Origin of the sequence: Variovorax sp. J31P207, assembly GCF_030316965.1 — a bacterium.
Taxonomy (GTDB): Bacteria; Pseudomonadota; Gammaproteobacteria; order Burkholderiales; family Burkholderiaceae_C; genus Variovorax; species Variovorax ginsengisoli_B.
In genome coordinates, this window is the sequence record NZ_JASZYN010000006.1 from 199,655 (window position 1) to 213,710 (window position 14,056).

At 68.0% G+C, this 14,056-nt stretch carries 15 protein-coding genes; 9 read left to right on the forward strand and 6 right to left on the reverse strand.

The window, feature by feature from the left end; genetic code table 11:
- Window positions 1-30: 30 nt before the first annotated feature.
- The 5 genes from QTI68_RS21515 to QTI68_RS21535 form a co-directional block, all read right to left on the reverse strand.
- Window positions 31-933, reverse strand: coding sequence for a DUF3237 domain-containing protein (locus tag QTI68_RS21515; RefSeq protein ID WP_286524302.1), 903 nt, complete (start codon window positions 931-933; stop codon window positions 31-33).
- Window positions 934-4,086, reverse strand: a complete 3,153-nt coding sequence (locus tag QTI68_RS21520; protein WP_286524303.1) for an AAA family ATPase — start codon at window positions 4,084-4,086, stop codon at window positions 934-936.
- Between the two features lie 59 nt (window positions 4,087-4,145).
- On the reverse strand, window positions 4,146-4,334 hold the full coding sequence (locus tag QTI68_RS21525) for a hypothetical protein (protein ID WP_286524305.1): 189 nt from the start codon (window positions 4,332-4,334) through the stop codon (window positions 4,146-4,148).
- Between the two features lie 183 nt (window positions 4,335-4,517).
- The gene (locus QTI68_RS21530) at window positions 4,518-5,816 is read right to left on the reverse strand and encodes a cupin-like domain-containing protein (RefSeq protein ID WP_286524306.1); all 1,299 of its coding nucleotides are present in this window, start codon (window positions 5,814-5,816) and stop codon (window positions 4,518-4,520) included.
- 162 nt (window positions 5,817-5,978) lie between these two features.
- Window positions 5,979-6,161 carry a DUF3563 family protein gene (locus tag QTI68_RS21535; RefSeq protein WP_286524307.1) on the reverse strand — a complete coding sequence of 61 codons (183 nt, stop codon included), beginning with the start codon at window positions 6,159-6,161 and terminating at the stop codon, window positions 5,979-5,981.
- Between the two features lie 146 nt (window positions 6,162-6,307).
- Between QTI68_RS21535 and QTI68_RS21540 the strand changes: the two genes are divergently transcribed.
- The 3 genes from QTI68_RS21540 to QTI68_RS21550 all read left to right on the forward strand — a co-directional run bounded on the left by QTI68_RS21540 (window position 6,308) and on the right by QTI68_RS21550 (window position 8,472).
- Complete coding sequence (locus tag QTI68_RS21540) at window positions 6,308-6,904, forward strand: RNA polymerase sigma factor (RefSeq protein WP_286524308.1); 597 nt, start codon at window positions 6,308-6,310, stop codon at window positions 6,902-6,904.
- A gap of 105 nt (window positions 6,905-7,009) precedes the next feature.
- Window positions 7,010-7,627 (forward strand): anti-sigma factor family protein, encoded by a 618-nt coding sequence (locus QTI68_RS21545; protein ID WP_286524310.1) that lies wholly within the window; start codon window positions 7,010-7,012, stop codon window positions 7,625-7,627.
- Window positions 7,628-7,632: 5 nt separating this feature from the next.
- Window positions 7,633-8,472, forward strand: a complete 840-nt coding sequence (locus tag QTI68_RS21550; protein WP_286524312.1) for a caspase family protein — start codon at window positions 7,633-7,635, stop codon at window positions 8,470-8,472.
- An 8-nt stretch (window positions 8,473-8,480) separates the two neighbouring features.
- Here QTI68_RS21550 and QTI68_RS21555 read toward each other — a convergent pair whose 3' ends face one another.
- Window positions 8,481-9,440, reverse strand: a complete 960-nt coding sequence (locus QTI68_RS21555) for an alpha/beta fold hydrolase (RefSeq protein WP_286524314.1) — start codon at window positions 9,438-9,440, stop codon at window positions 8,481-8,483.
- A gap of 200 nt (window positions 9,441-9,640) precedes the next feature.
- On the opposite strand from QTI68_RS21555, the gene QTI68_RS21560 reads away from it, so the two are divergent.
- The 6 genes from QTI68_RS21560 to QTI68_RS21585 all read left to right on the forward strand — a co-directional run bounded on the left by QTI68_RS21560 (window position 9,641) and on the right by QTI68_RS21585 (window position 14,015).
- Window positions 9,641-10,153 carry a hypothetical protein gene (locus QTI68_RS21560; protein WP_286524316.1) on the forward strand — a complete coding sequence of 171 codons (513 nt, stop codon included), beginning with the start codon at window positions 9,641-9,643 and terminating at the stop codon, window positions 10,151-10,153.
- Between the two features lie 71 nt (window positions 10,154-10,224).
- Window positions 10,225-10,548: a hypothetical protein gene (locus tag QTI68_RS21565; protein ID WP_286524319.1), complete on the forward strand. Its 324-nt coding sequence runs from the start codon at window positions 10,225-10,227 to the stop codon at window positions 10,546-10,548.
- A 27-nt stretch (window positions 10,549-10,575) separates the two neighbouring features.
- Window positions 10,576-12,171 (forward strand): DUF4384 domain-containing protein, encoded by a 1,596-nt coding sequence (locus QTI68_RS21570; protein ID WP_286524321.1) that lies wholly within the window; start codon window positions 10,576-10,578, stop codon window positions 12,169-12,171.
- Window positions 12,155-12,574, forward strand: coding sequence for a hypothetical protein (locus QTI68_RS21575; RefSeq protein WP_286524323.1), 420 nt, complete (start codon window positions 12,155-12,157; stop codon window positions 12,572-12,574). Before QTI68_RS21570 ends, QTI68_RS21575 begins: the two co-directional genes overlap by 17 nt.
- 31 nt (window positions 12,575-12,605) lie before the next feature.
- Window positions 12,606-13,340: a GIN domain-containing protein gene (locus tag QTI68_RS21580; protein WP_286524325.1), complete on the forward strand. Its 735-nt coding sequence runs from the start codon at window positions 12,606-12,608 to the stop codon at window positions 13,338-13,340.
- A gap of 63 nt (window positions 13,341-13,403) precedes the next feature.
- Window positions 13,404-14,015: an OmpA family protein gene (locus tag QTI68_RS21585; protein WP_286524327.1), complete on the forward strand. Its 612-nt coding sequence runs from the start codon at window positions 13,404-13,406 to the stop codon at window positions 14,013-14,015.
- The last annotated feature ends 41 nt before the right edge of the window (window positions 14,016-14,056 follow it).

The window sequence follows — 14,056 nt, forward strand, 5'->3', positions numbered from 1 at the left end:
TGTGTGTTTGACCTTGATCACCCGTTCCGCTCAGGAAGCACCGCGGCCACCCTCGGGGGCACGTGGCAGCCCCGAGGACGGCAGCGGCTGCCCGACCCGAATCGCATAAAGATCGAACCGAACCAGCAGGTCGGCCATCGTCACCCGGCCGACCGCGATGCACTGCAGCCGGTTCAGCCACAGCCAATCGGGGTGGGAGGTGACGAACTGCGGCGCCAGCACCAGCGGCGGCAGCGGGTCGTAGTCGTTGCGCAGCGCGCGCTCGTAGCCATCGGGCCCGAGGTCGAAGATGCCGTAGTAGCGCGACAGCAGCAGCGCGCCGTCGTCGGTCTCGTAGGTGATGCGCACGTCGGCGACGCCCACGCCGTCGCGGCGCACCAGCATCCAGTCGCCGCCCTCGCCGCGGATCCGGGCGTTGATCTTCGGCCCGTGGATCTCGCCCGAGGCAATGTAGAAGGTGATGTGCAGCCCATCGGGCGCCGGCCCGAAGGACTCCGGCGGCTTCGCCAGCTGGACTGTGAAAGCACCCAGGAAGTCCGTGCCCCAGTCGTAGCGCGGGATGGTGCCCGTCGCCGGCACCGGCGCCGGCAGCGCGTCGCCCACCGGCGCGGCGGGCGGCACGCCGAGCAGGCTGCGGACCGGGAGTTCGGCCACCACCTGTCCGGCCCGATAGAGGATCGGCGCGTAGTCCACCCTGTCGCCGGCTTCGCAGGGCGGCAGCTGGGCCCGGAAGCGCTGGGCGCCGGGATCGTCGGGCCGGCCATCGGGCCAGGCGCGCACCGAGGGCCGTTGCAGGCCGTTCACGCGCCGCTCGACGACCAGCTGATGGCTCGGATGGGCGGGCGAGACCTGCCACCAGACATCGAGCGGTGTGCCGGCCTCCACCTCCGGGCGCAAGGCGTCGAACGCCACCGGGGCCGCTGCAAACTTCATCTAGCGCCCGCTGCCTTCGAGCAGCGCGCGGGCGGCGCGCAACTCGGGTTGATCGAAGCTGTCGCTGAATCGCTCGTAGCAGCGGCGGACGAGCGCCATCCCCTCGGCCGCGCGGCCGGTGCGCGCGAGCAGCGCCTGGCGCGACATCGCGGCGCGCAGTTCGAGCGACAGGGCCTGCTGGGCCCGGGCCGTCGCCAGGGCCTGGTCGAAGGCTGCCTCCGCCTGCGGCAGCGCGCCGGCCTGCAGGTGGATCTCGCCCATCAGCCGGAAGACGTCCGGCAGCAGCACGCCGACATGGCCGCGACGGGCCGTCTCGGCCGTGGCCGCGAGCATCTCGAGCGCCTCGTCGTCGCGGCCAGCCGCCCGCAGGCCTTCGGCATGGATCACGGCCACCGTCGGCCCCATGAGGTCGGAGCGCGTGGCGCGGAACAGCGCCACGCCTTCGAACAGCTCCCTCAGGCCGTCGCTGCGGTCGCCGAGGCGCAGGCGGGCCCACCCGCTGCTCATGACCCCGACGGCATACCAGAGCTCCCATCCTTCCGCGCGGGCGAAGCTCTTGACCTCCGAGGCGTGGCCGAGCATGCGCTTCGGGTCGTGGTGGAAGGTCAGCATGTAGCAGGCGACGCCGAGCGCATTGCTCAATGCCGACGGGTGGTCCAGGTCGCGCGCCATCGCGATCATGTGGTCGAGTTCCGCCAGGCCCTGGTCCTGGTGGCCCATCATCCACAGGCTGCTGGCGAGTCCGGCGACCATGTTGACAGTGGAGCTGATCTGGAAGGTGTTGGTGAGCGTGCGCTCCTGTTCCAGCGCGTAGAGCGCGATGCCGGCCTGCGCATGCGCGATGCACTCGGCCCACTCGCCGCGGTAGTAGTGCGTGTAGGCGACCGCATGGCGGCCGGTCACCTCCAGCATCGGGACGCCGCTGGCCAGCGCCATCGACAGCGCCTCGTTCGCTGTGTCGAGCGCCCGGTCCAGCTGGCCACCGACGAAGAGATTCGTCCACAGCCCCCAGATCGGCTCATAGAGCCGGTCCGGCCGCTGCAGCAGATGGCTCAGGCTGCGGGCTCGCTCGCACGCCAGCGCCACCGTCGGCGAGGCCCAGCCATAGAGCGTCATCAGCGTCGGCGCGATCGCGATCTGGAGCTCGAGCTCCTTGGTCAGCACCTCGTCCGAGGTCGGCAGCTTGGCCAGGCCTTCGAGCGCCCGCGTGAAGTGCCCATGCGCCTCGGGGATGGCCATGCGCGTCAACGCCCGTTGCCCGGCGGCGAACCAGTGGTCGCTGCTTTCCGCGTGATGGCCGGCGCCCGACAGGTGGCGCGCGACGATCTCCGGGCGCAGCGCCACCTCGCCGCCGAAATCGGAGAGCAGCACCCGCGCGATCCGTTCGTGGAAGCGCTGGCGCGTCGAGCGCAGCAGCGACTCGTAGGCCGCCATCTGGACCAGCGCGTGCTTGAAGACGAAGGTGGTCGGCGCAGCGGCGGACACCTGCCAGGCCAGGCCCGCGGACAGGATGCGCTGGAGGTCCTCCGCCAGGTCCTTGTCGCTGCGCTCGCTGACGGCGCGCAGCTGCGCGTAGGTGAACTCGCGCCCGATCGTGGCCGCGAGTTGCGCGGTGCCGCGCGCTTCGCCGAGCCGGTCGATCCGCGCCATCAGCGAGGCGTCGACGCTGGCCGGGATCAGGTCCGACGGCAGTGCGCCCGTGAGCGCCCAGGAATATTCGTTCTCCTGCAGCACGCCCGCCTCGATCACCGCCCGCGCCACCTCCTCGATGAACAGCGGCACGCCGTCGCAGCGCTGGGTGATCTCGCGGATCACGTCGCCCGGCACCGGCTTGCCGTGGGCGACATGGCGAACCACCGCCTCGACCTCGGCATGGTCGAGGCGCGACACCTCGACCAGGGGCGTCGCCTCGTCGTCCGGCCATGCCGCATCGAACTCGGGCCGGGCTGTGAAGAGACCGAGCAGCGGCAGCCGGCGCGCGCGCGACACCAGCGCTTCGAGCACTTCGAGCGTGGACGGATCGGCCCAATGCAGGTCCTCCGCCACCAGGATGGTCGGGTTGCGCGATGCGATCGCCTCGATGATGGCGACCAGCGTCTCGATCGTGCGCACGCGGCGGCGAGTGGGCGACAGCTCCAGAGCGGGATAGCGCTCGGCAACCGGTATCGACAGCAGCGCCGCCAGCAGCGGTGCCGCATCGGGGGCCCTGATGCCCAGTGCCGCCAATTGCTGGTCGATGCGGCCGAGGCGCTCCTGCGGCTCGGTGGCGCCGACCAGGCCCAGCACGCGTTCGAGCAGTTCGATGACCGGCAGGAACGCGCTGTTCTTCGCGAACTGGGTGCAGCGCACGGCGAGCACCGTGGTGTCCGCGCTCGCCACCTGGCCCCTGAACTCGGCGACCAGCCGCGACTTGCCGATCCCCGGCTCGCCGCGCACGGTGACGAAGCGCGCGGCACCGGATCGCGCCGCCGTCCAGTGCGCCGCCAAGAGCGCATGCTCGTGCGCCCGGCCCACGTAGAGGGTCAGCAGGTCGACCCGCTCCAGGCCCGGGACGACGCCGTCGGCGCGTGTCACGCGCCAGAGGCGGACCGCCGAAGCCACGCCCTTGAGCTCGAATTCGCCTCGCGGCTCGCCCTGGAAATGCTCGTGGGCGATGCGCCAGGTGGCTTCGGTGACCCACAGGGTGTCGGGCTCCGCGAGCGCCTGCACCCGCGATGCGATGTTGGGCGCGTCGCCCATCGCGATGTTCTCGCGCCGGGCACCGGTGCCGACCGGACTGACCACGACGCGCCCGGTGTCGGCACCGACCCGGATCCTCAACCTGGCGCCCGAAGGCCGCGCCGAGGCCTGGTTCAGCTGCTCGGTGCCCTGGAGGATTTCGAGGCCGCAGCTGACGGCCCGTCGGGCATCGTCCTCGTGCGCCCGCGGAAAACCGAAATAGATCTGGACGCCATCGCCCAGGAACTGGGAGATATAGCCGTCGTACCGTTCGGCCGTCTCCTGGCAGACGCGCTGGAAGTCGCCCAGCATTTCATGCAGGTCTTCGGGGTCGAGCGTCTGCGACAGAGCGGTCGATCCGACGACGTCGCAGGTCAGCACCGTGATCTGACGCCGCTCGCCATCGGCGCGCTGGACGGCGAAGTCCAGAAGCACCCCGCAGCCGCCGCAAAAGCGCGCACTCTCCGAATTGGCGAAAGCGCACGAGGGGCAAATCAACGTCCACCCCCCGGCAACAGGTCGGCCCGCTGTCGCTGCTGCCAGGCTTGCGCCTCTTGTTCGAGCAGCGCATAGGCACGCGCGACGAGATCGCCCGGATCGGTGCTGAGGGCCTCGGGAGCAGCCACGGCGGCACTGGCCCGATCCCGCAGTCCGCGATGCGCCGCGCAGGCAGATTCATGCACGACAGGCGAACGAGAGAACGGCATGCCGCCCCGGAAGTCCCTCCCTGGTTGTCGCAGGAGGTGCATAAATGGACTTTACCGAAGATTACTGACTGATACTAGTTCTGGTCAGAAATTAGGATTCAAACCTGGGGTTTGGCGTGGCGCGGCGGCATCGGTTTTCCGCTCACCGACGCTCGATTGTTACCAATTCCCGATGTCCGGGTTCTGGTAGACGAAATCGTTCGGCAGGTCGAAGTTGGAGTATGAGAACGACAGGCTGATGTCCATCGACAGCACCTGGTGCCACCAGGCGAGCGGCAGGAACATCGTCTCCCCGGGCTCCACGATCACGTCCAGCACCGTCACCTCGCCGAAGAGCGGATAGCGGACGAAGTCCGGGTTGTCGACGTCGACCGGGCTGAAGACGCCGTTGTAGTTGTAGACCTTCGGGGTCTCCAGGGGCGACACGAGGCGCCAGCGCTTGCGTCCGACCACCTGCGTGTGGAACAGCATCAGGGTGTCGTGGTGCAAGGGCGTCGTGGTGCCGGCCGGCCCGAACCAGAACGACGATCGGTGGCCGAGCTGCGAGCGGTCGCAGGCGGGCGGCAGGCGGCCGATGTCTTCCAGCAGCGGCGCAAACCCGGGGCTGCGCAAGGCCTCGTTGTTGGCCGTCAGGTAGTAGTCGTTGGTCGGCCCTCCGGCGAGCACCCGGTCGACGAACGGACCCAGCTGCACGATCTTGCGATGCGCGAGCTTGTTCTCCTCGTAGTTCGGATCGGCATCGCGGCCGTCCTGGATCTCGACGTCCAGATGGCCGAAACGCCGCTTCAGGTCTTCGGGCGACCAGCGCTTCATGGCGCCCCAGTCCTTGGTGACGTCGGTCAGGACCACCGGACGGCAGCCCCGCACGTAGCGCTCGACGAACTCGTCGCGCGACGGTGACTTGCGCTTTTCAACCACGCCGTAGCGCGGCGACGACGCCCACAGCTTCTGCAGGTTCGCGACCACCGATTCGAGCTTGCGCTCGACCTTCTGCATGCGGCGGGCGGCGCGAAAGGCCGGGTCGGTCTCGATCCGGGCGATGGCCGCCTTCGATTGCACCGCATCGACCCCGGCGGCCGTCATCGCCGAGAGCATCGAGTCGGGCGTGCATTCGCGCAGGCGGTTCTCGGCGATCCACTGCAGCCAGTCGTCGCTGACCGGCGCCTGCGCGCCGAGCTCGCGCGGCCGCGGCGCCGGGGGCAGTTCGGGCAGGTCGGGGTGTTCGGGCGAGGCCTGCGATCGCCTGAGGAACTGGAGGGTCTCGGCGAAGACGGCGTCGACGAAGGGCTTGTTGGGGGTGCCCGCGGGGATGCCCTTGTGGTCGTCGACGGCGCCCTCGATGACCTTGGCGATGAAGCCGCGGTTTTGCCGCTCGGCTTCCTGCAGCAGGGTATGAAGCAGGTAGGCCATGGCGCCCACCTGGGCGTTCTGGGTCCATTCAGCCGGGTCTGCGCTCATGCTTTGTCCGAAGGTGATGGGGTCGTACACGGGTAGACCATCACTGTAGCGGCAGAGGCGATGTCCCGTGCCCGCCGCGGATCGGTCAAAAATGCCTGAATCCGTGGGAACGGAGCCGCCGAAAAGCAGTCCAGCCTTCGAGACCGGCGGGGGCTTCGCCCCTCAGGCCGAATGCCGAAGATGGAACGGTTGCTGGGTGTCGCGCTTGTCGAGTTGTCGCATCCGGCGCTCGAGGTCATAGATGTCGACCGCGCCGGCGAGATAGGTCTCTTCGGCCTCGCGCGAGTTCGGGAAGCGGCGTTGCAACGATGCGAGCGCGGTGAACGCACGGTAGAGGAGTGTCATGGCAGTTGTCTCAAGAAAGCTCCAGAATAAGGGTTTTCCCCAATTTCTGCTGTGATCCTCGTCATACCCGACGGGCGTCGAGGGGTAGTTCGGCGGTTCGGTGCCGCGTTATATTTCGTCACCGCCACTGCACCCCTCCCGCCCGCATGGACAACGACGAGGTCAACAAGCTGCTGGCACGCATCGGCCGCGAAGACCAGGCAGCGTTTCGTCAGCTGTACAAGGCGTTCAGCCGCAAGGTGTACGCGTATGTCCTCAACATGCTGAGCGACCACGCGCGGGCCGAGGAAGTCCTGGCGGACTCGTTCTACGAGGTCTGGCGCCACCCCGATCGCTTTCGCGGCGATTCGCAGTTCTCCACCTGGCTCATCGGGATTGCGCGCAGAAAGGCGCTGATGGTCTACCGTGCGCGGCGGCCTGACGAGGTGCATGGCGATCTCGACGACATCGCCGAGACCACCGCCTCCGACACGCCCGACGGCTACGCGGAGTTGGCTGGCAAGCAACGGCGTGAAGGCGTGCAACATTGCATGGGCAAGCTGTCGGACGAGCATCGCGAATGCCTGCACCTGGTGTTCTACGAGGGCATGAGCCTGGCTGACGTGGCGGAGGTCCAAAACTGCCCCGAGGGCACCGTCAAGACGCGCCTGTTCCACGCCCGCCAGAAGATCAAGAATTGCCTGCAGTCGCTGCTGCGCAGCGAGGGGGGTGCCCCTGACGCCAGGGGCGCTCTTGCATCCTGAAGAGCTCGTGGCGTATTTGGCGATTGCGCGAATTAATTTGAACCGTCCGCCGGGCTCGCGCAACCAAGGGGCTGACACGGCATGTCCCGTGCAGGAATGATGATCATGAAAGAACGCTTCGAAGAACTCCTCCCCTGGTATGCCAACGGCTCGCTGGACGCCGAAGACCGCGCCTGGGTCGACGCCTACATGGCACAGCATCCCGAGTCCCGCAGCGAGCTGGACTGGTATCGCTCACTGCAGGCGCGCGTGCAGGAAAACGCCCCGGCCGTGCCGGCAACGATCGGCCTGGCCCGCACCATGCGCCTGATCCAGGGCGACCGTCCGACCCTGGCCGAACGCATCAGCGCCTTTTTCGGCAACTTCGGCATGCGCCCGAGCTACGCGCTGGCCGCGCTGGCGGTCATGGCAGTGCAAAGTGGCGTCATCGTGAACATGCTCGGCAGCGCTCGCGACAGCGCCGACGAAATCCGCGCGCTGCACGCGGTTCGCGTCGAAGAGGGCCCGATGCTGAAGATCAGCTTCGCGCCGGACGCCAAGGAGACCGACATCCGCATGCTGATGGTCCAGGTTCGTGGCGAACTGGCCGGCGGCCCTGGCCAGCTCGGCGACTACTACCTGCGCGTACCGGCCGGCAGCGAAGCAGCGGCGCTCGCACAGGTCAAGGCCGCCCCGATCGTTCAGGCCGCCGCGCTCGCAGCTGGCGTGCCGCCCCGGGAGTAGCCGACATGGCCGCACTGCTGACCCGTCGTCTGCTGCTGCGCGGCGCACTGGGTGCCGCAGCCCTGCCCTTCGGTTCCGCCATGGGCGCCCCGGCCGATGCCAACGCCGCCGGGTCGCGCATCGCATTGGTGATCGGCAACGGCGCCTACCGCACTGCACCGCTGAAGAACCCGCCGGGCGACGCCATCGCCGTCGCGGCGGCGCTGCGCGGCCTTGGCTACGAGGTGACCCTGCGTCAGAACACGCGACTGCCGGACCTGATCGAATCGCTGCGCGAGTTTTCGATCCGTGCGCCGAAGGCGGCGGTCCGCGTGGTGTTCTATGCCGGCCACGGGGTTCAGGTGAAGGGTCGCAACTACCTGGTGCCGATCGATGCCGACCCGCAGTCCGAAGAGGACATCCAACGGCAAAGTGCGGACGTCGGCGAGTTCGTCGACCGGCTCAGTGCGATCGGCACTGGCGCCAACATCGTGGTGCTCGACGCCTGCCGTGTGAACCCGTTCGCCGGCGGCGTCATCGTGGGTCCCGACGGACGGCGCCTGAAATTCCGCGGCGCGACGCCGGGCGGCCTGGCATCGCTCGATGCGCCCGTGGGCACGCTCGTGGCCTTTTCGACCGCGCCGAACGGCGTGGCGCTCGACAGCGCCAGCAGCGAGCACAGCGTCTATGCACGCCACCTGCTGGCCAACATCTCGATGCCAGGGCTGCAGATCGAGCAACTCTTCAAGCGGGTGCGTATCGGTGTGGCCGAAGACACCGGCCGCGTACAGGTACCCTGGGAGTCCTCGAGCCTGACCGCTGACTTCTGCTTCAAATCGAACGCCAACGGGCGCTGCGGCAGCTGAGCCGCCCCTCACGCGTGGTCTTCAATGAAGCGCTCGAGCTCGCGCGCGAAGCGCAGCGGCTCACTGACATGCGGCGAATGGCCGGCATGCGGGTAGATCGAGACCTGCGCGTGCTTCACAGTGTCGCGATACCAGGCATCGAGCGGCACACCGGCGTAGTGTGGGCTGCGGGCCCCAAGCACGACGAGCAGCGGCGCGTCAAGGCGCGACAGCGAAGCGCGGAAGTCGGCCTTCGCCATTGACTCGGCCAGGTCGAGCAGTGGCTTGACATCGATGCGCCCCAGACGGCGACGCAGCATCCGTCCGAGCGGCGCTTCGACAGCCAGCTGGCGCTGCAACCAGGCGCCCCCGAGTGCGCCGACCTCGTTCAACAGCATCTCGGCCAAATCCCGGCGCGCGCCAGCGATCAGCCCCGACAGCATCGCCGCGCTGCAGCCGCCGAACAGCCCCAGTCGCCAGCTGTCGTCCGTCACGATGCGCGGCGACTGGTCGACCAGCGCCACCGCAGCAACCCGCTGCGTGCCATGCAGGTGCAGGTATTGCATCAACGTCAGCGCGCCCATGGAATGCCCGACCAGGATCGAGCGCTGCAGCCCGAAGTGGTCGAGTGCCTCGGCGAGGTCGTTCGCAAGTCGCGCCAGCGTGATGCTGCCGCTCGCCGACCGGCAGCTGCCATGGCCGCGTGCGTCCCAGCTGAGCACGCAATGGCGCCGTGCCAGCCTCCGGGCCACCGGCAGCCAATCGCGATGCGTGCATCCGAATCCGTGCACCAGCACCAGCGGCGACCCGCGGCCGAGCACACACACGGGAACAACGTGGCCATCCGTGGCCGTGAACGTGTCGTATTCGCTCGCACCGCGCGAGCCGAAACCCATCAATCCAAGGTTGCGCAGCGCGTCGAAGGCACCGCGCAAGCCCGTCAGGCGTGCGGGGTTCGGCGGCGGATCAGGCGGCGCGCTGTCGGGCATCGCTGGCGATCCTACCCCGGTGCGAGGTTCGCCCGAAATCTCCTTGAACCGAATCCGGAACGTCCGCAACCCATGGGCGGGAAGGCAAGCAATTCGGCAAGCCCAACCTCAAACCCTGTCATCACTCCCTGGAGATCATCATGCAAATCGTTCGCAAAGCATCCCTCGTCATCGCCCTCGGTTTCGCCTTCGGTGGCGCGATGGCCGGCGAAATCGCCGGCTCGACGGTGCTGTCCACCAACGCCAACAACACCTCGTCCGGCTTCCTGGCCACGGCGCGCCAGAACATCGGTGTGTCCGAGGGGAACTCCAAGATCACCAACAGCACGGTGATCGCCAACGGCGCCAACAACTCCGCCTCGGGCTTCCTGTCGACGGCGAACCAAGACGTCGGCCGTGCACGGGACAACGGCGAGCTCACCAACAGCACGGTCATCGGAACGAACCTGAACAACAGGGCTTCGGGCTTCCTCAGCACCGCCACGCAGGAAGTGGGCTTCGCCAAGGGCAACGGCAAGGTGAGCAACTCGACCGTTATCGCCAATGGTGCAAGCAACACCGCATCCGGCTTCCTGTCCACGGCCAGCCAGCAGATCGGTGGCGCGCAAGGCAACGGCAAGCTGACGAACTCGACCGTCATCGCCACCAACTCCAACAACACCGCAAGCGGTTTCCTGTCCACCGCCGCCCAAAGCATCGGAGTCGCCAAGTAACCAGCACCGTGCCTTCGTCCCACATCCGCCAGCGCCAACGGCGCTGGCGGTTTTCCAGCAAGGAGACCCCCATGAATGCACCCCTCGTCCGCACCTCCCGCATCATCCTCGTCGCCATCACGCTGGGCGCATGCGCCAGTGCATTCGCGGGGCAGGAACTGCTGGAGGTCGACTCGCGGTTCCGCGCGAAGATCGCGAAGGAGAAGATCCGCATCGGCGCACAGGAGCGCAAGGCGGAAGAACAAGGGAAGTCCCTGGACCCGAACCAGGGCACCTGCGGGAGCCAGAGCATCGGCAACATCGACACCGGCGGGCGCATCGGAGCCGCTCCGCGCGAGGTGTTCGTGTTCGCACCCAATGCCATCAACATCGTCGGCCGCGGCAGTTGCCAGTGACCCGAAATCCCTCAGAACGGAGATGTCATGAAACCGCCCCGCATCGTGCGCTTCCTGGCCCTTGCAGCCATCGCAGCACTCGCAGGCTGCCAGACGCTCGAGGTCAAGCAGCAAACCATCGAACAAACCGCCGAGATCCGCATCGGCCCCGAGCAACGGCCCCAGCGCTCGATCACGGGCTTTTCGCACGCGCTGCGCTGCATGGACACGCTGATGCTCGACTACGGCGTGCGGGACGTGACGATGCTGACCGAGGAAATCACCGACGAAACGAAGAAACTGAACGCCGGAACGCGTGACATGCTGATCTCGGCGGTGTCGGACATGTCGCGGCGCAGCCGCGCGGTGCGCCTGGTCGCGTTCGGCAAGGACACATTGAACGTGGTCAGCTTCCTGTCGGCAGCGCAGACCACGGCGGTCTACCAGGCGATTCCGCGCTACGACATCAAGGGCTCCGTGTCGCAGTTCGACGAGAACCTGATCAAGAACCAGAAGGACATGGGCATCGGCTACTTCCCGTACTTCAACCTCGGCGTTGCCAAGGATGCGTCCACCAGCATGCTGGCGCTCGACCTGAGCGTGCTGTCGACCAGCGACATGGGGGTGCTGCCGGGGGTCACGTCGCGCAATGGCGTGGTGATCATGAAGCAGGGCAAGGGCATCGACGGCGATGCCGCCTACCAGAAGTTCGGCATCAACTACAGCATGAACCTGGCACGTTCGGAAGGCAATTCGCAGGCGCTGCGCGGCCTGGTCGAACTGGCGGTGGTGGAACTCATCGGCAAGCTGACGAAGACCCCCTACTGGTCCTGCCTGGGCGTCACCGACCCGAAGGCGAACGAGGAAACGCGTCTCGAGATGCTGGATTGGTACAGCGCGATGGCTTCGACGCGCATCGAACTGATCGCCTACTTCCAGAACCAGCTGCGCCACCGCGGGTTCTACGACGGCCCGATCGACGGCGAATTCAATCCTGCCATCGACGAGGCGATCTCCAACTATCGCGAGCAGCTCGGCCTGAGCCGCGCGGCAGTGCTCGACGACAAGTTCTTCAGCGCCTTCCTCGCTGCAGACCACAGCAAGATCAAGCGCCCGGCGCAACCGGCACGCTACGTTGCGCCTGGCACGCCTGCCACCCCGCTCGGATCACGGACGGCTGAAGCCACCGCACCGACGACGTCCCCTGCACCCGCGGCGACGCCCCTGAAGCTGTCGGTCTCGGCCCCGAACCAGCAGACGCGGTTTGCCCGCGGGGAGTCGATCAACCTCTCCCTGGCGCCGTCGCAGGACGCCCACGTCTACTGCTACCTGCGGGACGAGGAGGCCAAGGTCATCCGCTTCTTCCCCAACCGGTTCACGCGGGACTCACGCATCGCTTCGGCCAAGCCTCTGACATTGCCCGGCTCGATGCGATTCCAGCTCTCGATGAATGCGAAGGGCGTGCCCGAGACAGTGACCTGCTTCGCAACGCCGCGCGACGTGATGTCCTCGCTGCCCCAGGCGGTGGTCGGCATCGACTTCGAACCCCTGCCCGGCGCCACGCTCGAGATGATCAGCGCCGCCTTCGACAAAGCCAGCGGCGGCACGCTCGCCCAGGAGAACTTCCATGTACAAGCCAAGTGATTTCCTCTCTGTTCGCCAGGAACGGCGCGGCGCCTGCCTGGCAGCGCTTTCCCTGGTGGCCGTCGTCGCCGTGACCGGCATCGTTCTGCAGTGGCCCCGCGGCGCGACCGCAGCTGTCGCGGCCATCATCGGTGGCGACGACCGTGTCGCACCCCCGGTCGCGCCAGCGGCGCCGGCAGCGGGCGGGAAGGCACCCGCCACCTACCAACTCCGCTGCTGGCAGAACGGCCGGCTGCTGTTCGAAGAAGGGCCGGTCACGCTGGGCGCCGAAGCACGGCTGGGCGCAAGGATGGTGGCGACCGACCGCCGTGGCGGGGCCCTGATCGTCACCGCCGATCTCGGCGGAACCACCTGCATGGCGCGCCCTTACCCGCCCCCGCCCGCCCTCTGGCTGCCGCGCTGAGGCCAATTCCGCCGCAACCTGGAGTCCCGTCATGAACTGGTTCACCCAAGCCTTCCCGCAACCGCCGTCGCTCCGGGCTGCGGCCCTTGCCGCCGGCTGCGCTGCGTTTCTTGCCGCGACCCCTTCCGGGCCCGCACGGGCAGCCACCGAAACCCGCAGCGTCGCCGACTTCGACGAGGTCGTGTTTGCCGTCGCCGGCGACGTCCGCATCGAACAGGGCCCGCGCGAGTCGCTGACCCTGGAGGCCGAGCCTGCGGTGCTGCGCAAGATCACGACCGAGGTCCGCGATCGGCGCCTGCTCATCGGCCTTGGGCCGGGCCGGGTCGAGACGAAGCAGCCGATCCGGATGAAGCTCGGCGTCCAGACCTTGCGCGCCTTCGAGTCGCGCACCGCCGGCGAGATCAGCATCGGACCCCTGCGCAGCGACACGCTCGCACTGGTGCTGGCGGGCAGCGGCTCGATCCGCCTCGAGCGCCTGGACAACGCGCGCAGCCTCGACGTGCGGATCACCGGTGCCGGCGATGTCGCCGTCGGCGGCGGCAAGGTGGCGGCGCAGCAGCTCGCCATCGCCGGCAGCGGCACCTATTCCGCACCCAGACTCGCCAGCGAGCGCGCCGACGTGGCCATCGATGGCAACGGTGAAGTGCAACTCGCCGCCAGCACCACGCTGGCGGTGCGCATCGGCGGTGTCGGCAATGTGCGCTACCACGGCAACCCGGCGGTGACACGTTCCATCCGCGGCATCGGCTCGGTCGAGAAAGAGTGAACCGGGCAGGCGGCGAACGCAACCCATGGGCATCGACGAACCCCACACCCAAGGAGCCCTCCCATGATCCGCTACCTCAGCACCCTCGCCCTCGCCATCGCCGCCGCACTGGCCACCCCCCTCGTGAAGGCCGAGAAGGTCATGGTCTACCGCGAAGGTCAGCTCGTGATCCCGCAGGACGTGGCGGACGTACTCGGCAATACCCGTTCGATCCGCCTGCTCGACGATGCGCCCGCCGCACCGGCGAAGGCCACGGCGGTGGCGACGGGCTCCCGGGTGAATGCATCGGCACGTCCCTCGGAATCCACCCGTGCCGCGCGCAATGACTCGAAGGCGCCCGCCTCGGCGCTGTCCCTGCCGGTCCGGTTCGCTTTCGATTCCGCCGAGATCCTGCCGGCCGCACGGATCCAGCTCGACGCACTCGCCAAGGGCATCAAGCTGCTGGCACCCGGAAGCGTCGTCACGGTCGAAGGCCACACCGACGCCAAGGGCAGCCCGGCTTACAACCTCGAGCTCTCGCGCAACCGGGCCCGCGCCGTGCGCGACTATCTCGTTCACGAGCACGGCATCGACGCCGCACGCCTGAAGACGGTCGGGTACGGCCCCAGCCAGCCGATCGAAGACACCGATCCGTACTCGGCCATCAACCGTCGTGTGCAGTTCCGCGGCGCCTGAGCATTCGCTGCGCAACGCCAAGGCGGACCGGATCGCGGCGG